At 75.2% G+C, this 17,451-nt stretch carries 15 protein-coding genes; 8 read left to right on the top strand and 7 right to left on the bottom strand.

What is annotated here, in order from left to right; translation table 11 throughout:
• Nucleotides 1-373 precede the first annotated feature (373 nt).
• Nucleotides 374-1,081, top strand: coding sequence for a TMEM175 family protein (locus ACFZAU_RS36260; protein ID WP_500555707.1), 708 nt, complete (start codon nt 374-376; stop codon nt 1,079-1,081).
• A 13-nt stretch (nt 1,082-1,094) separates the two neighbouring features.
• On the opposite strand, the gene ACFZAU_RS36255 is transcribed toward ACFZAU_RS36260, so the two are convergent.
• Both ACFZAU_RS36255 and ACFZAU_RS36250 read right to left on the bottom strand, forming a co-directional pair.
• Nucleotides 1,095-1,868, bottom strand: a complete 774-nt coding sequence (locus tag ACFZAU_RS36255) for a DUF4232 domain-containing protein (RefSeq protein WP_500555706.1) — start codon at nt 1,866-1,868, stop codon at nt 1,095-1,097.
• 142 nt (nt 1,869-2,010) lie between these two features.
• Nucleotides 2,011-3,405 carry a serine/threonine-protein kinase gene (locus tag ACFZAU_RS36250; RefSeq protein WP_500555705.1) on the bottom strand — a complete coding sequence of 465 codons (1,395 nt, stop codon included), beginning with the start codon at nt 3,403-3,405 and terminating at the stop codon, nt 2,011-2,013.
• 45 nt (nt 3,406-3,450) lie between these two features.
• Here ACFZAU_RS36250 and ACFZAU_RS36245 point away from each other — a divergent pair, with 45 nt between their 5' ends.
• On the top strand, nt 3,451-4,002 hold the full coding sequence (locus ACFZAU_RS36245) for an RNA polymerase sigma factor (RefSeq protein WP_500555704.1): 552 nt from the start codon (nt 3,451-3,453) through the stop codon (nt 4,000-4,002).
• A 133-nt stretch (nt 4,003-4,135) separates the two neighbouring features.
• Entirely contained in the window at nt 4,136-7,945 is a 3,810-nt protein-coding gene (locus tag ACFZAU_RS36240) for a carboxypeptidase regulatory-like domain-containing protein (protein WP_500555750.1), read from the top strand.
• Nucleotides 7,946-8,167: 222 nt separating this feature from the next.
• On the opposite strand, the gene ACFZAU_RS36235 is transcribed toward ACFZAU_RS36240, so the two are convergent.
• Both ACFZAU_RS36235 and ACFZAU_RS36230 read right to left on the bottom strand, forming a co-directional pair.
• On the bottom strand, nt 8,168-8,371 hold the full coding sequence (locus tag ACFZAU_RS36235; RefSeq protein ID WP_500555703.1) for a hypothetical protein: 204 nt from the start codon (nt 8,369-8,371) through the stop codon (nt 8,168-8,170).
• Nucleotides 8,372-8,560: 189 nt separating this feature from the next.
• Nucleotides 8,561-8,770: a hypothetical protein gene (locus ACFZAU_RS36230; RefSeq protein WP_500555702.1), complete on the bottom strand. Its 210-nt coding sequence runs from the start codon at nt 8,768-8,770 to the stop codon at nt 8,561-8,563.
• Nucleotides 8,771-8,832: 62 nt separating this feature from the next.
• On the opposite strand from ACFZAU_RS36230, the gene ACFZAU_RS36225 reads away from it, so the two are divergent.
• Entirely contained in the window at nt 8,833-9,174 is a 342-nt protein-coding gene (locus ACFZAU_RS36225; RefSeq protein ID WP_500555701.1) for a hypothetical protein, read from the top strand.
• Nucleotides 9,175-9,266: 92 nt separating this feature from the next.
• Here ACFZAU_RS36225 and ACFZAU_RS36220 read toward each other — a convergent pair whose 3' ends face one another.
• The gene (locus tag ACFZAU_RS36220) at nt 9,267-10,229 is read right to left on the bottom strand and encodes a zinc-binding dehydrogenase (protein ID WP_500555700.1); all 963 of its coding nucleotides are present in this window, start codon (nt 10,227-10,229) and stop codon (nt 9,267-9,269) included.
• A gap of 154 nt (nt 10,230-10,383) precedes the next feature.
• On the opposite strand from ACFZAU_RS36220, the gene ACFZAU_RS36215 reads away from it, so the two are divergent.
• A complete protein-coding gene (locus tag ACFZAU_RS36215) occupies nt 10,384-11,013 on the top strand; it encodes a TetR/AcrR family transcriptional regulator (RefSeq protein ID WP_500555699.1) in 630 nt (209 codons plus the stop codon).
• A 112-nt stretch (nt 11,014-11,125) separates the two neighbouring features.
• Here the strand turns inward: ACFZAU_RS36215 and ACFZAU_RS36210 are convergent, their stop codons facing one another.
• Nucleotides 11,126-14,842, bottom strand: coding sequence for a S8 family serine peptidase (locus ACFZAU_RS36210; protein WP_500555698.1), 3,717 nt, complete (start codon nt 14,840-14,842; stop codon nt 11,126-11,128).
• Nucleotides 14,843-15,076: 234 nt separating this feature from the next.
• Here ACFZAU_RS36210 and ACFZAU_RS36205 point away from each other — a divergent pair, with 234 nt between their 5' ends.
• Both ACFZAU_RS36205 and ACFZAU_RS36200 read left to right on the top strand, forming a co-directional pair.
• Complete coding sequence (locus ACFZAU_RS36205) at nt 15,077-15,310, top strand: hypothetical protein (protein ID WP_500555697.1); 234 nt, start codon at nt 15,077-15,079, stop codon at nt 15,308-15,310.
• Between the two features lie 17 nt (nt 15,311-15,327).
• Nucleotides 15,328-15,576 carry a hypothetical protein gene (locus ACFZAU_RS36200; protein ID WP_500555696.1) on the top strand — a complete coding sequence of 83 codons (249 nt, stop codon included), beginning with the start codon at nt 15,328-15,330 and terminating at the stop codon, nt 15,574-15,576.
• Between the two features lie 9 nt (nt 15,577-15,585).
• Here the strand turns inward: ACFZAU_RS36200 and ACFZAU_RS36195 are convergent, their stop codons facing one another.
• Entirely contained in the window at nt 15,586-16,524 is a 939-nt protein-coding gene (locus ACFZAU_RS36195; protein ID WP_500555695.1) for a LysR family transcriptional regulator, read from the bottom strand.
• 100 nt (nt 16,525-16,624) lie between these two features.
• On the opposite strand from ACFZAU_RS36195, the gene ACFZAU_RS36190 reads away from it, so the two are divergent.
• Nucleotides 16,625-17,410 (top strand): SDR family NAD(P)-dependent oxidoreductase, encoded by a 786-nt coding sequence (locus ACFZAU_RS36190; RefSeq protein WP_500555694.1) that lies wholly within the window; start codon nt 16,625-16,627, stop codon nt 17,408-17,410.
• The last annotated feature ends 41 nt before the right edge of the window (nt 17,411-17,451 follow it).

Here is a 17,451-nt window from a genome sequence, read left to right as displayed (position 1 = left end):
CCAACGCCCGGCGAAACCGCGAGCGATGGGGCATGCGCAGCTCGAATGGCCGGCGCAGAAGGAACGAATCCCGGGCCGGAGGCGCGGGTACGGCCGGCCGCGGCGGCCGACGGCCACGCCGGCACCGTGGAGGAGCCGGACGTCGTCCCCGTGACCGGCGGCCCGCACGACCCCGACGCCCCGGGCCGGTCGCCGCCGGATCGCCGGCCCCGGCTCCCGCGACCGCGCGGGCAAGCCGGTGGCGTACCCCCTCGTGCCGCGGCCCAGCCCGACCCGGCGGCCCCGCGCCACCGCCCGGACGGGGCTTCCCCGCGGGTCCGACATGCTGCGCGGCCTCTGATCGCCCCCGCGCCCCGGACCCTAGGATCACACCATGCCGAACCCACCGGATCGTGACGTTCCGTCAAGCGCGGCCGCCGACGACGGCATGCGCCTGTCGGACACCAGCCGGGTCGAGGGTTTCAGCGACGCCGTCTTCGCCATCGTGATCACCCTGCTCGTCCTCGACGTCTACGATCCGCACCACGCGCCCGGCGGCCTCGTGCCGGCACTCGCCGCCGCCTGGCCCGCCTACGTGGCGTTCCTCGTCTCGTTCCTCTACGTCGGTGTCATCTGGCTCAACCACCACGGGCTGTTCCGCCGCATCCGGCGCATGGACGTCGGCCTGCTGTGGATCAACCTCGCGATCCTGTTCAGCGCCGTGATCGTGCCGTTCCCCACCGCGGTCCTGGGGGACGCCTTCGGCGACGGGGGGACCACCCACGACCAGCGCGTGGCGGTCGTCCTGTACGCGCTGGTCGCGGCCGTCATGTCGGCCCCGTGGTGGGGGCTGTTCAGCTACCTGTGCGGCCGCCCGGAACTGCTGGAGCCCGGCGTGTCCCCCCGCTGGCTCCGGTCGCAGCGGATCCGGCCGCTGACCGGCCTCGTCCTGTACGTGGTCTGCGGCATCGGCGGCTGGTTCGTCGCCCCGGCCGTGGGTGTGGTGTGCATCGCCGTGGTGATCCTGTACCACGCGCTCACGAGCCACGGACTCCACGAGGGGCCGCTCGGCCGGCTGCTCGGGGCCGCCCGGCGGCGGTGAACGGCGGCGTCCGTCACGCCGGCCCGCGTCCCGGCTGGAACGGGCCCAGCCGGGGCACGGACGCCTTCCCGGTGTTGGACACCTTGCCGCCGGTCCACGGGACCTTCAGGGACGAGGTCTCGTCCGGCGGCGTGACCAGTACCGCCGCCGGGGTCACCGTGGTCACGCCCGTGATCGCCGGGTTGGAGAAGGACATCGCCGCCCAGGCACTGGCGCCCGGTGCCAGCGTGACCCGCCGCGCGGTCTGACCCGTGGCGCGCTCCGGGTCCACGGTCACCTGCTCCCCGGCGGCGTTGACGAAGGCGAGGCCCGGGAAGCCGAGGACCGTGCAGGTGCGGCCGGAGCGGTTGGTGAGGACGACCGGGAAGTTCTCCTGGCCCGCGCCGGGGTCGTTGCGGCCGATCGAGGCCGAGAGGTCCGAGGTGTGGCAACGCCCGCCGGACTGCGGCGGGGTGCTCGCGTGCCCCCGGGACGGGGGCGGCGAGGACACGGGGGGCGCCGAGGCGGAGGTCTGCCCCAGGGGTGGGGCGGAGGCCGCCGGGTCCCCGCTCGCCGGGCCGGCCGAGCCGGGCAGCGTTCGGGGGGCGCTCGCGGTGTCCTTTGCGCCGCCGTCCCCGCAGCCGGTCAGCGCCGCCGAAAGGACGAGCCCGCCCGCGAGCAGCGGGAGCAACCGGCCCCTGCCGCCGCGCGGTGCGCCACGCCCCGGCGTCGCGCTCCGCCCGGACCGTTCGCCGGTCATCCTCGCCCGCATCTCCTCGCGCATCGTCTCGTGCTCGGCCACGTGCATGTCCCGTTCCTCCTCGGCAGGCCGCGGTGGCCCTGCGCCGGTCCGCATCCGTACACCCCGTGGGATGCACGGCGGGCGGCGGAAGTTCTCGGCGGTCCTTCCCGGCGGTCGCTCCCGGCCGCCGGACGCGGCGGCCGGTGTCTCACCCGGTGATCCGCAGACCGCCGAGGACATCATCGGTCAGGTCGCGGCCACCGGCCTGCCGTATCTGCACGTACACCCCGGTCCGGGCGGCACCCGCCCGGGTGAGGCTGATCTCGTCGACGGAGCCGCCCCGCGCGCCGCAGTCGGTCCAGTGCCGGACCTGGCCGCTCCACCCCGGCGGTCCGTCCTTCCCCCAGCCCCGGCTGCCCCGGTAGCGGCAGCCGCCGTGCCGCACCGCACCCACCCGGGCGGTGAGATCGCCCTCCTCGCTCAGCCCGACGAACACGCCGTCGACGCCGGTGCCCAGGTCCTGCCACCTCGCCGCGTCCGAGGCGACCAGCAGGGCCGGCGCGTGCGATCCGGGCAGCCCCAGCGCGCCGGGGTCCCAGCCGCCCGGTACGAGTTCCCGGCCCCATCCCGCGGGGACCTCCACCCGGATCCGGCCGGTGGCGTCGCTCACCACCGTCGGCGCCGCGGCCCGGGGCGCACCGGGACGTGAGGCGGCCAGGCCCGCGCCGGCGGCGGCCAGCACCGCGGCGCACAGGGCCACCACCAGGGCACGCCCACGGCGTCGGCGCGGCCGCGTCTCCTCGTGACCGGCCGACCGGGCGGCCAGCGCCTCCAGTTCGTCGGCGAACCGTGACGCGCTCGGCCAGCGCTTGCGGCGGTCCGGCTGCAGGGCGCGCAGTACCGCCCGCTCGACCGCCGCCGGGAGGCCCGGACGCAACCGGCCGGGCCGTACGACCTCGCCCGCGGGACCCGGGACCGAACCCGTGACCAGGTGGTACAGCAGGGCGCCCAGCCCGTACACGTCGGCGCGCACGTCGATGCCGCCGTCCGGGCGGGCCTGTTCCGGCGCCATGTAGCCGGCCGAACCGGCGGCCATCGTCAGGCCGGAGGCCTGGGCGAGCGCCTTGGCCAGGCCCAGATCGGCCACGAGCACCCGCTCCCGGCCCTCCCGGGCGCCGCTGATCAGCACGTTGGACGGTTTGATGTCGCGGTGGACGACACCCGCCTCGTGCAGCGCCGCCACGCCGCGGGCGGCCTCCGCCGTCAGCCGCAGCGCCTCGGGCAGGGACGGCCGTCCGCGGGCGAGGAGGTCGCCCAGGGTGCCCCCGTCGGCGTACTCCATCACGAAGTAGGGCCGCTCGTCAGGGAGTTCCCCGATGTCGAAGACCTGCACCAGCCGACTGGACGCGGCCATGCGCAGCAGCCGGGCCTCGGAGAGGAAACGCTCCCGCAGATCCATGCGGTACGCCCAGTTCTCGGCCATCACCTTGACGGCGACCGGCGCGTCGAGCGCGTCGTCGTGGGCCAGCCACACCATGGCGAACGCCCCCGAGCCGACGGGCCGCACCAGCCGGTAGCGGCCGATCTGCTGAGGTGGGGGCATGTGCCTATCATGCACCGACCACCGGAAGGACCGAGGAGGACCCCTGTGACGCCCGCCCAGGAGACGGAGGAGTTCGCCGCGCGGGCGGCGGCCGGGGACGCCGCGGCCCTGGAACTGCTGCTCGCCCGGATCCGGCCCGAGGTCTTGCGCCGCTGCGGCCGCTTCCTGCCCCACCGCGAGGACGCCGAGGAGGCCGCCCAGAACGTGCTGTTCCAGGTCGCCCGCAGCATCGGCTCCTTCGAGGGGCGCAGCCTCTTCCACACCTGGCTGTACACGGTGGTCGCCAACTGCGCCCGCCAGAAGTACCGCGAGCTCAAACGGCGGCGCGCCGAACAGCCCCTCTCCGCGGCCGATGCCGACACGCCCGACCCGCGCAGGACCAGCGTGGTCGCCGGGACCCGGCTCGACCTGCTGGACGCCCTCGAACGGCTGGAGGCCGTCAGCCCCGAACTGGTCGCGCCGCTGGTGTACCGCGACATCTGCCAGCTGGAGTACCGCGAGATCGAGGAGCGCCTGGGCATCCCGCTCGGCACGGTGAAGTCCCGCCTGCACAAGGCGCGCAGACAGGTACGGCAGTGGCTGGTGGACACGGCCTGACGGCCGCGGCGGCGCGGTCCGCCGAGAATTCCCCCGGCGGACCGGGAACTTGTGCCGGACTTCGTGCAACTCACCCATCCGGGGGCGGTGTGTGCCGCCGCCCGAGGATGCCGACAGGAGTTGCGAATTGTCCATGTTCCCGAGCCGTCCGCGCCACCGGCGCAGACGGCTGTCCCTCGGTGCCGGTCTGCTGAGCGCCGCCGTCCTGGCCGTGCTCGGGGTCGCCCCCGGGCCGGCCCGGGCCGCGGAGGACGGGCCCGGCACGGCGCCGTCCGCGTCCGCGCACACACCGCCGGGCCATGTCGAGCCGCTCTGCGGCACGCCGGAGCCGCACGAGTTCACCTGCTTCGGCCTGCGGCGCACCGACCTCCCCGCGCGCAAGGGCCTGCGGACGGCCGGGCAGGAGCCGGAGGGCTTCGGCCCCGCCGACCTGCGCGGCGCGTACGGCCTGCCCGCCGGCGGCGGGGCGGGCCGGACCGTCGCCGTCGTCGACGCCTTCGACAACCCGGACGCCGAAGCCGACCTCGCCGTCTACCGGGCGCAGTACGGGCTGCCCGCCTGCACCACCGCCAACGGCTGCTTCACCAAGGTCGACCAGCGCGGCGGCACCCGCTACCCGGACCCCGACCCCGGCTGGGCCGGGGAGATCTCCCTCGACCTGGACATGGTCTCGGCGGTCGCCCCCGGCGCCCGGATCCTGCTGGTCGAGGCGGACTCCGCCGGCGTCGACGACCTGGGGGCCGCCGTCGACCGGGCCGTGGCGCTGGGCGCGGGATACGTCTCCAACTCCTACGGCTCCAACTACGCGTTCTTCCCCGAGGACCCCGGAGAGTCCGCGGCCGACGTCCACTACGACCACCCCGGTGTCGCCGTCGTCGCCTCCTCCGGCGACTCCCGCTACGGCGTGGCCTACCCGGCCGCGTCCCCGTACGTGACCGCGGTCGGCGGCACCACCCTCACCCGGGACGCGGGCACGGCCCGCGGCTGGTCGGAGTCGGTGTGGGACCACGACGGGGCCGGCACCGGCTCCGGCTGCTCCCGCTACGAGCCCAAGCCCGCGTTCCAGAAGGACGCCGGCTGCGCCGGACGCACGGTCGCCGACGTGTCCGCCGTGGCCGATCCGGCCACCGGTGTCGCCGTCTACGACGGCTACAACGGCGGCGGCTGGGGCGTGGCGGGCGGCACCAGCGCCTCGGCGCCGATCATCGCCGGCGTCTACGCCCTCGCGGACGCCCCGGTCGCCGGGACCTACCCCAACACCTACCCGTACGCCCGCGGCGGCGCCGGACTGCACGACGTCACCGACGGCGCCAACGGCCGTTGCGCCCCCGCCTATTTGTGTATCGCCGGCCCCGGCTACGACGGGCCCACCGGCCTCGGCACCCCGGACGGCACGGACGCCTTCCGCATGGGGCCGCACGGCACGGTGACGGGCACGGTCACCGACCGGCGCAGCGGCTCGCCCCTGCCCGGGGCCGCGGTGACGGCGGGCGTCTTCCGGGCCACCACCGACGCCCGCGGCCGCTACACCCTGCCGCTGCCCGCCGGCCGGCACGACGTCGAGGTCCAGGCGTACGGCTACGCGCCCGGCGGCGCGGCGGACGTCGACGTCCGCGACGGCGCCGCCGCCACCCGGGACGTCGCCCTGCGCAAACTGGCGACCCACCGGGTGTCGGGCACCGTCAACGACGGTTCGGGGCACGGCTGGCCGCTGCACGCGAAGATCACCGTGGACGGCGTTCCGGGCGCCCCGGCCTGGTCCGACCCCTACACCGGCGCGTACCGCCTCGACCTGCCCGCGAACCGCACCTACACCCTCCGGGTCGTCGCCGACGACTCGCACTACCGGCCCCTGGTACGGCAGGTGGCGGTCGGCGCCGCCGACCGGGAGCTGCGGCTGGCACTGCCCGCGGACACCTGGGCGGCCGGCGACCCCGCCTACCGCCTGACGGTGCGTGACCTCGGCACCCAGTCCTTCGACTCCACGGCCGGGGCCCCCGCGGGCTGGAGCGTCGTCGACGCCCCCGGGACCGCCCGCGGCTGGTCGTTCGACGATCCGGGCGGCCGCGGCAACTCCACCGGCGGCTCGGGGGCCTTCGCAGTCGCCGACAACGACCAGGCCGGCTGGGACACCGCCCTGGACACCCAACTCGTCAGCCCGGACTACGACTTCGGCGGCACCGGTGATCCCGCGCTGGCCTTCGCCACGGACTACCGGGGCGCCGCGGAGCAGAGCGGCGACGTCGACGTCAGCGACGACGGCGGCAGGACGTGGACGACGGTGTGGCACCAGGACCAGTTGTGGAACAGCGGCCGTGTGGAGGTCCCGCTGACCGCCTACGCCGGCGAGCGCGCGGTGCGACTGCGTTTCCACTTCACCGGGCCCGGCATGCTCTGGGCTGTCGACGACGTGACGGTCAGCCGGCGGACCCTCGTCCCGGTCCGCGGCGGAGTGGTCACGGGCACGGTCACCGACGCCAACACCGGACACGGACTGGCCGCGGCGGTGGTGCGCGCCGACGCCCACGGACCGACGGCGCCGGCCGCCCCCGCCGGCGGTGACCCACGCGTCGGCGACGGCCTCTACCGCCTCTTCGTGCCGGGCGGCGGCAGCCGTGCCGTCACCGCCGCCGAGCCCGCCTACCGGACGGCCTCCCGTACCGTGGCCGTCCGTCCCGACCGGGTCGTCCGGGCCTCCTTCCGCCTCGCGGCGGGACGGCTGTCGGTCGGCACCACCGGGATCGACACCACCACCGCACCGGGCGGCAAGGCGGTCCGCAAGGTGACGGTCCGCAACACCGGCACCGCCCCCGCCACGCTCCGCGTCGGCGAGCGCACCGGCACCGGCCCGGGCTCCGCACCCCCCGCCGATGCCTGGCGCACCCTTCCGGACCTCCCCGTCCCGGTGATGGACAACGCGGTGGAGACGGACCGGGGCAGGCTCTACTCCGCCCTCGGCTCCGACGGCTCCGCCCCCACCGCCGACCTGTACGTGTACGACCCGTCGGAGGGCACCTGGACCCGCGGCGCCCCGGCGCCCGAGCCCCGGCAGGCCACCGCCCACGGGATGATCGGCGGCCGCCTCTACGCCGTCGGCGGCTGGGGCCCGCAGGAGACGGTCAGCGGAACCCTCCAGGTCTACGACACGGCGCGGAACACCTGGACGAGGGGACCGGCCGTCCCGCAGGGCCACTACGGCGCGGCGGGCGCCGTCCTGGACGGGCGGCTGTACGTCGTGGGCGGCTGCACCAACACCGAGTGCGCGAGCACCGTCGACGTCTTCGACCCCGCCTCCGGCAGGTGGGCCAGGGCCGCCGACTACCCGCAGACGATCGGCTGGGCCTCCTGCGGCGCCGTCAGCGGCAGGCTCTACTGCGCGGGCGGCACCCACGAGTACGTGGAGACGTCCGCGGCGTACGTCTACGACCCGGCCTCCGACACCTGGCAGCCCGTCGCGGACATGCCCGTAGGCCTGGCCACCGCCGCCTACGCCGCCGCGAACGGGCGGCTCCTGGTCTCCGGCGGCTTCAAGCGGGTCGGCGTCAACAGGGTCCTGACCCCGGAGGGCTACGCCTACGACCCGGGCAGCGACACCTGGAGCGCGCTGCCCCGTACCGCGACCGCCGTCTACCGCGGCGGCGGCGCCCCGGGCATGTACCGGGTGGGCGGCAGCGGCCAGAGCCGCTTCCCGGTGCCGGTGGCCACCGTGGAGGAACTGCCCGGCTGGGACGGGACCGAGACGGACGTGGGCTGGCTCTCGACGAGCCCCGGGCGCCTGACCCTGCGCCCCGGCGAGCGTGCCACCCTCACCGTCACGACGGACGCCCGCGGCCTGCGCGGGCCGCAGGACCTCACGGCGTCCCTCGTCATGCGCGGCGACACGCCGTACTGGCTGCCGCCGGTCCCGGTGTCCCTGCACGTCACGGGGGGACGCACCCGGTAGCGCGCGGCGCGGGCGGCCCCCCCCCCCCCCCCGCCCCCCCCCCCCGCCCCCCCCCCCCCCCCCCCCCCCCCCCCCCCCCCCCCCCCCCCGCCCCNNNNGGGGGGCCGGCGGCCCGGCCGGGCGCGGCCGGCGGCGGGGGGGGGGGGCGGGGGGCGGGGGCGGCCCCCGGGCGCGGCCCCGGGGGGCCCCCCCCCCCCCCCCCCCCCCCCCCCGCGCCCGCGGCTACACCCACCTGCAGGTGAGCCACTTCTCGTGGTCGTAGAGGTCCTGTGAGGGGTAGCGCTCCACGATGGGGACCACCTCCGTGGTCTCCCCGGGCAGGACGCGTTCGGGCAGGGCCCCGAAGCGGGCGCGGCGCGCCACCGCGCCACTGTCCGCGGCCCGGTCCACCTTCACGACCCTGACGACCTTCCGCGTGTCCGGCATGCCGGTCCTCCCTTTCTCCGTGCCGTCCTCAGAAGACCTGGAGGAAGCACCCGCAGGCGATGGTGACGACGGCCACGGCCACGGTGGCCACTTTCATGACGCTGAGAACTCTCACGGGAACCCTCCGGTGGGGGATCGGCGGAGCCGGGGTACCACCGCGGCTGCCGCCGACGTTCGCACAGGGTGCCGTCACCTGTCAAGGGGGTGACGATCTCCGGGCCTGCGAGAGCCACGGCGCCGTGCGCCGGGTGTCACTGCCGGTAGACCGACTGGAACCGTCGGTACGCCTCCAGTCCCCTCAGGGCCCAGTTCGCTCCCGAGGCCGCCGGCCTTCACGCCCCCGTACGGGGACGCGAGGTCCGGCACGTAGCCGTTGATCCCGACCGTGCCGCTGCGCATGCGCCGGGCGACGCGCTCCCCGTGCGCCGCGGGCGGCACGCGGCGCGTCCGGGGCCCGCGGCATGCTCGACGTCCTGGCGGGCGGCGTGCTGGACGACCCGCGCAAGGGCCGCATCAAACTCGTCGAGTCACTCGCCGGCGGGCCGCTCACGGCCGCCGAACGCCGCCGCGGACTGCGCCGGCTCGCCGCACTCGTGGAGTCCCTGCTCCGCGAGGACCGGACCGCCCCCGGCGCCGACGTGACCGCGATGGCCCTGGCCGTGGTCGGCGGGGTCAACCAGATCCTGCTCAACTGGGTCGACGGCGATCTGGAGTTCACCCGGGAGGCCTTCGTCGGCCAGGCGCTCCGCTTCTTCGACGCCGTCGCCGCGTACGGCGCCGGCACGCCGCCCGCGCAGCGCTGACCGCCTGGATGCGCAGCGCTGCCGGGCCGAGGCGTGACGGCGGGCGGCAGTGGCCGTTGCGGCGCCGGCGCCCCCGGCTACGGCGCCCCCGGCTACGGTGCCAGGACGATCCTGCCGAAGACCTCGCCCGCGTCCATCTTCCGGTGCGCGAGCACGGCGGCGTCCAGCGGCAGCACCTCGTGCACCACCGTCTCGATCCCGCCGCGCGCGGCCGCGGCGAACTGCTCGCCGCGCACGGCCCGCAGGCCGGCCGGGGCGACGGTGGCCGTGCTGAAGGTGGCGAACGACAACGACTTCTGGAACGCCGCCATGATCGTCGCGCCGAAGTCCGCGGGCGGCTGGCCCGCGACAGCGCCCACGACCACCATGCGGCCGTTCGGGACGAGCCGGTCGAGGAACGACGGCATGCCCTCCCCGGCCACGACGTCGACGATGACGTCGTAGCCCGCCGGGGCGTCCTGACCGCCGGCGCCGGAGCGGTCCAGCACGTGCGTCGCGCCCAGACGCCGCAGCCGCTCGCCACGCGCGGCCGACGATGTCGTCACCGCCACCGCGGAGGCACCGCCGCGGGCCGCGAGCTGCACCGTCATGATCCCGATGCTGCCCGTCGCGCCCCGCACCAGCACCGTCTCCCCGGCGGCGAAACGGGCGTGGCGAAGCCCGAAGTGCGCCACCGCGCCGGCACTGCCGAGCGTCACCGCGTCGACGGCGGGCAGGTCCCCGGGCAGGGGAAGCACCTGCTCGACCGGCACGACGGCCTGTTCGACGTAGCCTCCGCCGGTGCCGGTGAAAGCCCACACCCGCCGCCCGGTCCACGAGGCGTCGACCCCGTCGCCGACCGCGGTGACGGTGCCCGCCACCTCACTGCCGGGTACGAAGCCCTCCGTGAAGCCGTACGCGGCCAGGGCCCCGCTCCGGATCACCGTGTCGACACCGCCGACGCCCACCGCCTCGGTGGCGATGAGCACCTGCCCGGCAGCAGGCACGGGTGCCGGCAGGTCGACGACGGCCAGTCCCTCGGGACCGCCGAACTCCTTGATCACCACTGCCTTCATCGTCGTCTCCGCGTTCCCGTTCCCGGACCGCTCCGCGCGGTCCCGTTCCGTACCCCGCCGGCGACCGCCGCCGGTGGGACCGGGGCGCTCGTGGCGGGCTCTGACGTCGTGGACGGTAACCGGACGCCCCCGTCCGCTTGGGTAAAGTGAGAGCGTGCCCGGTCGATTGCCCCAGAAGTTGCGTTCCGACGCCGCGGACAACCGCGAACGCGTCCTCGAAGCGGCCCGCGCGCTGTTCTCGGCGGACGGCCTGGACGTGCCGATGCGGGAGATCGCCCGGCGCGCGGGGGTGGGGCCCGCCACGCTGTACCGCCGCTTCCCCACCAAACAGGCGCTGATCGCCGAGGCCTTCGCGGACCAACTGCGGGCATGCCGCGCCATCGTCGACGAGGGGTGCGCGGACCCCGACCCGTGGCGCGGCCTGTGCCGGGTGATCGAGAGGATCTGCGAGCTGCACGCACGCGACCGGGGCTTCACCGAGGCCTTCCTGTCGGCCTTCCCCGGGGCGCCGGACCTCGCGGGCCGGGAGTACACGGTGAAGGCCGTCGCGGGACTGGCCCGGCGCGCCAAGGACGCCGGACGCCTGCGCTCCGACTTCGTCCTGGACGACCTGATCCTCGTCCTCATGGCCAACAAGGGGATCCACGCCGCGTCGGCCGCCACCCAGGTCACGGCCTCCCGGCGCTTCGCGGGGCTGGTCATCCAGGCGTTCGAGGCCCGTCCCCGGCACGCACCGCTGCCACCACCGGCACGGCTGGCACCCGCGGCGCCGCCCGAGCGCTGACCGCGGGCGAGCGGTGCCCCCGCACGGCGTGGCGCGCGGCGGAACGGCCCGGGAACGCCGGTGGGCGGGGCCGCTGTACGCGGTCCCGCCCACCGGGTGGTTCGCCGGGGTGTCAGCGCAGGCCGAACGCCCGGGTGATGGTCTGCGAGACGGTGTTGCCCTCCGCGTCCCGGGCGGTGACCCGGAGCGTGGCGAAGCCCGCGGACTTCGGGGCGCGCAGGCCCGTGCGCCAGCCGTCACCGCTGCGGTCCAGGCCGGCCCGCTGCCAGGTCTTCCCGTCGTCGTAGGAGACCTCGAGCGAGGGCTTCCCGATGGCGGCGGTCGTGCCGGGCAGGTGCGAGGCGGCCACCGTCAGCTCGGCGTGCCGGTCGGCGCGGCCGGCCTTGTCGGTGTCCACCCCGTAGTCGAGCTGGATCAGCGGCAGCGACACCGCCGCCTCGGGGCCGGTGGCCGCCGAGGTGAAGTTCCACTCGGTCAGGGTGTGCGTCGAGTACGGGTGGGTCCAGGCCGCGCGGTCGTTGTCGACGACCAGCCGGTAGGGCAGCCGCTCGGGGGCGAGTCCGGTGATCGGTAGGTACTCGGCGTTGCCCCAGTTGAGCTGCCGGTCGCCCTGGTAGAGCGACATCCAGTCCTTGACGTCGTAGTTGCCGTAGGCCTCGCCGACGTGGCCGGAGCCGGAGTCGCCCCAGCCGGGTGCGGGGATGTAGACGCCGTCGAGGTAGCGCACCGGCTGGTAGCCGATCGGGCCCATCCGGGGGCGCTGGATCGGCCCGAACCAGGAGACCTCGCCGGTCTTCCCGGCCGGGTAGCGCAGCACGTCCATCGCGTGCTGGCCCGTCTCGCCCGCGATGAACGCGTCGTCCAGCCAACTGGCGTCGGCGGTGACCCAGTCGGTCCGGTCGCCCTGGGCGGGGGTGGTGAGCTGGTTGCCGACCACCCAGCCGCGCCAGACGTCGGGGCGGAACTCCATCGCCTTGCCCTGGCGGTGGTTGCGGAAGGAGACGTCCACCTTTCCGAGGTCATGCCGGCTGACGCGCCAGGTCGGGTCCGCCGGGACGGCGCCGGACCAGTGGTGCACCACGTCGTAGAGGTAGTCGGTGGTGGGGTTCGAGGTGACCTTCAGCTTGACCGGTCCGCGGCCGAGCGCGCCGATCAGGTCGGCACCCTGGTCGGCGTCGAGGGTCGCCACCGTCAGCGGCGCCGGGCTCTCCGGGCTCCACGGGGACTCGTCCCACGGCTGGAGCCGGCCGATGCCGTCGTTGACGACGACGAGCACCTGCGCGCCCGCCGCCGCGGCGGCCTCGGCCCGGATCGAGGACGGGTCATCGCCCCGCACCACGACGGCCTTTCCGCGTACGTGCGTACGGGCAAGCTCGGCGGTGGTGCCCTCACCGGCGTAGACCGCGGTGAGCGTCCGGGTGCCGGCGGGCAGCGGCTTGCCTCCGCGCTTGACCAGCGGGTCGGCGTAGGTCTTGGTGGCCGTCCCGAGGGTCAGCGCCGGCTGCTCCAGGCGGAAGCGGGCACCGAACTCGAACTCGCCGTCGGTGACCTTCTTGCCGGTCGGGAGCGCCCAGATGCTGTCGTAGGTCGCGTTGGGCAGCATGGACGACTCGACCAGGCTGTCGCCGAAGGACCGGTGGACGTCCAGGCGCGGTGCGACGGCGGTGGTCTGCTGCGGGGCGCGCGCCAGGATCTGGCGCATCTTGCGGCCGTCGAGGGTGACGGTGCGGTCCTGGTCCAACTGCACGTCGTTGAAGGCGAGGAGCGCCATGCCGAGCGAGTGCGGGCCGCCCGCGCCCCGGACGTCCGCGGTGAGCCAGCCGCTGTAGGTGCCGACGGGCAGCCGCGCGGTGCCGGTGCCCGACTCGTCGAGGTCGATCGTCGTGAAGAGGCCCTCGGCGGTGAGCATGACCCGGCCGGCCAGCGGCTTGCCCGACCGGTCCTTGGCGGTGACGGTCAGGCTCTGCCGGCGGCCCTCCTTGGCGGCGCCGATCAGGGTCTTGGCGCGCACCGTTCCGGTGCCGTCCGTGCCGGTGACCATGCCGCTGAGCGACTGGTCGAGCGGCAGCCGGTCCAGCTCGGCGCTCAGGGAGACCGAGGCCGTACCGTGCGCCGGGACGGTGACCTTGTCCTCGGAGAGCGTGAACAGCCCGGCCGGGGCCTTCGAGTCGATCGCCAGGTTCAGGGCGACCGGTGCGTCGCCGGTGTTGGTGTAGGTGACCTTCTGGACGTCCGTCTCGCCCGGCGTCTGGGGCCAGGCGTGGAAGCCGGAGAAGGCGCTGACGGTCGCGAAGACCGAGGTGTGGACGGCGGCCGGTGCGTCCAGGCGGCCGGCACCCGCCTCGTACGGGGAGTACGCCGGGGTGGCCTTGGAGCTGCTGACCAGCGCCTCCTTCAACTGCGGGCCGGTCCAGTCCGGGTGGGCGGCGGCCAGCAGCGCGGCGGCGCCGGCCACGTGCGGGGTCGCCATCGAGGTGCCGCTCATCGTGGTGTAGTAGCCCGAGCCCCGCTTGTAGTGGGAGCGGGCCGCCAGGATGTCGACACCGGGCGCGGTGATCTCCGGCTTCAGGCCGGCGTCGCCGTCACGCGGGCCGGTGCTGGAGAAGTCGGCGAGGTGGTCCGCGGAGTCCACGGCGCCGACGGTCAGCGCGGAGTCCGCGGCACCGGGGCTGCCGATGGTGTGCGGTCCGCTGTTGCCCGCCGCGATGACGAACAGCGCGCCGGTCTCGCGGCTGAGCCGGTCGACCGCCTGGCTCATGGGGTCGGTGTGGTCACCGGAACCGCCGAGGCTCATGCTGATGATCCTGGCCTGCTGGTCGCGGGCGGCCCATTCCATGCCCGCGATGATCCAGGACTCCTGGCCGCTGCCCTCGCTGTTGAGCACCTTGCCGATGTCCAGGCGGACGCCGGGGGCGACGCCCCGCTCCTTCCCGTCGGAGGCGCTGCCGGTGCCCGCGATCGTCGAGGCGACGTGGGTGCCGTGACCCTGGTAGTCCAGGGTGTCCGGCTCGTCGGGGATGAAGCTGGCGCTGTCGGCGATCCGGTCGACGAGGTCGGGGTGTTCGGCGTCGACCCCGGTGTCGAGCACCGCGACCTTGACGCCCTCGCCGGTGTTGCCCTCCGCCCAGACCTTGTCCGCGCCGATCTGGGTGGTCGAGTCGGCCAGGTCGGCCTGCACCTTGCCGTCGAGCCAGACCTTGGCGACACCGCCCGCGAAGCCCGGCTTCGCCGAACGGGCCTCCGCCGCACCGGCACCGCCGGTCAGCGCCGACCAGAACGCCGGCGCCTGCGCGCGGTTCTGGGCGAGTGACGCGCCCTGGATGCTGTCCAGCCGGCGGACGTCGGTCGAACCCGCCATCTTCGGCCGGGTGCGGGACTTGGCGGCGGCGTCGGTGTAGCTCACGATGAGCGGCAGCCGGGACGAGTGCGCGTCGTCGTAACCGTCGGCGATCAGCCGCGTCACGTTGAACAGCTGCTCGTCCAGCTTCCCGGCGCTGACGTAGGGCAGGACGGCGTCGGGGTAGACGTACGTCGCCCCGTCGACGACCGCCCGGTGGAACCCGGTGGTCGCGCCGCCGGCGCCCTGGAAGGACCGGATGACGGTGCCGTCGGCGGCGGTGCCGATGGTCACCTTGTCGCCGGTGATGAGGGTGACGGTGTGCGTTCCGCCGTTGCCGGGTGGCCGTTGTGCGGCGCCGGCGGCGGGCCCGCGACCGGCGTGGTCCGCGGATACGGCGGCCGTGGCCGGTATGACCCCGAGTGCCAGGGCGGCGACCACGCCGAGCGCGATCGCCCCGGACCTGGGCCGGGGGATGTGAACCGTGGGCAAGGAAACTCCTCAAGCCATGTGAAGAGTGGACGGCCATTGATCATCGAGGCGGTCATGTCCCCGCTCAAGGGCTACGTGGCGTCGCTCTTGTGCCATGGCACAGTTGTGTCATCGCAGATCCCCCCGAACGCCGTCGAGTGCCGTCGAGTGGCGACAAGACCCGCTATGACCGGGGGTTCGGGCACACGGGAAACACCGGTGCGGCCGGGACGCCCGGGCGGGCAGCATGGTCCGGTGCCGGATCTGCTGTGGGACGACGTCCGCGACTTCTTCGACCCCGAGCTGATGGGGTCCCTTCCGGACGTGTGCGTGCCCGGCACCACGGCCGGCGACTGGCAGGCGGTGTTCGACCTCGTCCGCTCTCGCGGCTGGGCGTGGACGTACGAACAGGACGGAGTCCCCGGGCCGCTGCCACGGGCTGCGGATCTGTCGGAGCGTCAGAATGGTGCAGGGACACCGACGTTGTAGTCTCGCCGGTCCCGGGTGTGACCGCGGTGTTCCGGATGTACTCGGCCGAGGAGGTCGACTTCGACGTGGACCTGCGCGAGTTGCGTGGGCAGAGGGGCGTGGACGTCCTGTGCGCCTTCCTCAGGGCCGTCGGCCGTCGGCTCGGCAAGGCGGTGCTCATGTCCGCCGAGGGGGACCACGGGCACCCGGTGCTGGGTTTCGACCCCGCGGTCGGACGTGTGGTGGTCGTGGACGACATTACGTCAAACCGGCTGCAACGCACCTGACATCGGGCCTCACCAGTCGCGGGCCGCCGCCAGGAGCCGTTCGCGTACGGCGGTGACCGGCGCGCGCGCGGGGGCGCCGGCCCGCGCGACCAGGAAGCCGGTGTTGATCGGCGGATCCTGCGGCGTCAGCAACTCCACCAGCGCGCCGGACGCCAGCTCCGCCTCGCACAGGTAGCGGGGGAGCACCGTCGCGCCCGCGCCGGCGACGACGGCGGCGAGCACGCCGCGCAGGTCCGGGACGACGACGGCGGGCCGGGCGCTCAGCCGGGTACGGAAGACGTGGCGCCAGTACCGGCGCAGGATCGGCAGGTCCTCGGCGTACGCCACCAGCGGGACCCCGTGCAGCGGGCCGGGGTCGTCGCAGGTGAGCCGCCCGAGCCCGGCCGCCCACTCCGGCGATGTCACCAGCACGAACTCCTCGTCCATCAGCGGCACCGCGGCCAGCGACCGGCCGCGCGGCCGCACCGCCGACAGGACGAGGTCGAAGCGGCCGGCGTGCAGGCCCTCGAGCAGTTCCTCGGCCAGGCCGGTCGTAACGCGCAGCAGGACGCCGCGCGCCGCCAGCGGCGCGAGGACGGGGAGCGCCCGCACCGACACCATCTCCGCCGGGCCCGCCAGGTGCACCGGTTCCTGGGGCGTCTCCGGTCCCGGCCGGCCGCGGCCGGCGACCTCGGCCAGCGCGTCCAGCGGCCCGGCGATCTGCCCGGCCAGTTCGTCGGCCACGGAGGTGGCGGCGACACCGCGCGGAAGCCGCTCGAAGAGCTGCCGGCCGAGCTGCTGCTCCAGGGCGCGCACCTGCGCGGTCACCGTCGGCTGCGAGACGCCCAGCATCCGGGCGGCCGTGGTGAGCGACCGGGCCCGGTGGACCGCAAGGAACGTGCGCAGCAGCCCCAGGTCCAGGGGGCCGCCGGGGACGGCCGCACTGCCATCGGGATTCTGATGAACCATGTCGACGATCCTATTGGCCATCCGATGGACAGGCGACCTAGGGTCGGGCACGTTCCACCGCCGGCCGACCGGCGGTCACCAGGCCAGAAAGGTGAACGACATGGCCACGATCCTCATCACCGGCGCCTCCGACGGGCTCGGCCGAGCCCTGGCGGAGGACCTTGCCGCGGACGGCGGGCACACCCTGCTGCTGCACGGCCGCGACCCCGAGCGGCTCGCCGAGGTCGCCGCGGCCACCGGGGGCGAACCGCACCGGGCCGACCTCTCCTCGCTCGCCGAGGTCCGGCGCCTGGCCGCCGCCGTCGCCGCCCGGCACGACCGGCTGGACGTGCTCGTCAACAACGCCGGCGTCGGCTTCCACGCGGAGGGCACCCGGCGGCAGACCTCAGCCGACGGGCACGAACTGCGCCTCGCCGTCAACTACCTGGCACCGCTCGTGCTGACCCGGGAACTCCTGCCGCTGCTCCGCCGCGCGGCGCCCGCCCGCATCGTGAACGTCGCCTCCATAGGCCAGCAGCCGCTCGACCTCGACGACCCCGAACTCACCCGCGAGTACACCGACGTCGCCGCCTACTGCCGCTCCAAGCTGGCGCTCATCTGCCACAGCCTCGACCTCGCCGGGGAACTCGCCGGCACCGGCGTCACCGTCAACAGCGTGCACCCGGCGAGCTTCATGCCCACCACCATGTCCCGGCGGTCGGGCATGGACGTCGTCGACACCCTGGAGCAGGGCGTCGCGGCCACCCGGCGCCTGGTCGACGCGCCCGAGCTGGCAGCGGTCACCGGCCGGTACTTCGAAGGGGAGAAGGAGGCCCGGGCGGCCGCCGAGGCGTACGACCCGGAGTACCGCCGGCGTCTCGCCGAGGTGACCGCTTCGCTGCTCTGACCCGGGGGGGCCGCGCGCCCCGCACGGGCAGCCCCGGGGAA

Source organism: Streptomyces sp. NPDC008238, assembly GCF_042956445.1.
GTDB lineage: Bacteria > Actinomycetota > Actinomycetes > Streptomycetales > Streptomycetaceae > Actinacidiphila.
This window is presented reverse-complemented; position numbering and strand designations above follow the sequence as displayed.

Excerpts from the sequence above, each read along its gene's own strand:
- ACFZAU_RS36260 (WP_500555707.1), top strand. The coding sequence starts at position 374 with ATGCCGAACCCACCGGATCGTGACGTTCCGTCAAGCGCGGCCGCCGAC.
- ACFZAU_RS36255 (WP_500555706.1), bottom strand. The coding sequence starts at position 1,868 with ATGCACGTGGCCGAGCACGAGACGATGCGCGAGGAGATGCGGGCGAGG.
- ACFZAU_RS36250 (WP_500555705.1), bottom strand. The coding sequence starts at position 3,405 with ATGCCCCCACCTCAGCAGATCGGCCGCTACCGGCTGGTGCGGCCCGTC.
- ACFZAU_RS36240 (WP_500555750.1), top strand. The coding sequence starts at position 4,136 with ATGTTCCCGAGCCGTCCGCGCCACCGGCGCAGACGGCTGTCCCTCGGT.
- ACFZAU_RS36235 (WP_500555703.1), bottom strand. The coding sequence starts at position 8,371 with ATGCCGGACACGCGGAAGGTCGTCAGGGTCGTGAAGGTGGACCGGGCC.
- ACFZAU_RS36230 (WP_500555702.1), bottom strand. The coding sequence starts at position 8,770 with ATGCGCAGCGGCACGGTCGGGATCAACGGCTACGTGCCGGACCTCGCG.
- ACFZAU_RS36225 (WP_500555701.1), top strand. The coding sequence starts at position 8,833 with ATGCTCGACGTCCTGGCGGGCGGCGTGCTGGACGACCCGCGCAAGGGC.
- ACFZAU_RS36220 (WP_500555700.1), bottom strand. The coding sequence starts at position 10,229 with ATGAAGGCAGTGGTGATCAAGGAGTTCGGCGGTCCCGAGGGACTGGCC.
- ACFZAU_RS36195 (WP_500555695.1), bottom strand. The coding sequence starts at position 16,524 with ATGGTTCATCAGAATCCCGATGGCAGTGCGGCCGTCCCCGGCGGCCCC.
- ACFZAU_RS36190 (WP_500555694.1), top strand. The coding sequence starts at position 16,625 with ATGGCCACGATCCTCATCACCGGCGCCTCCGACGGGCTCGGCCGAGCC.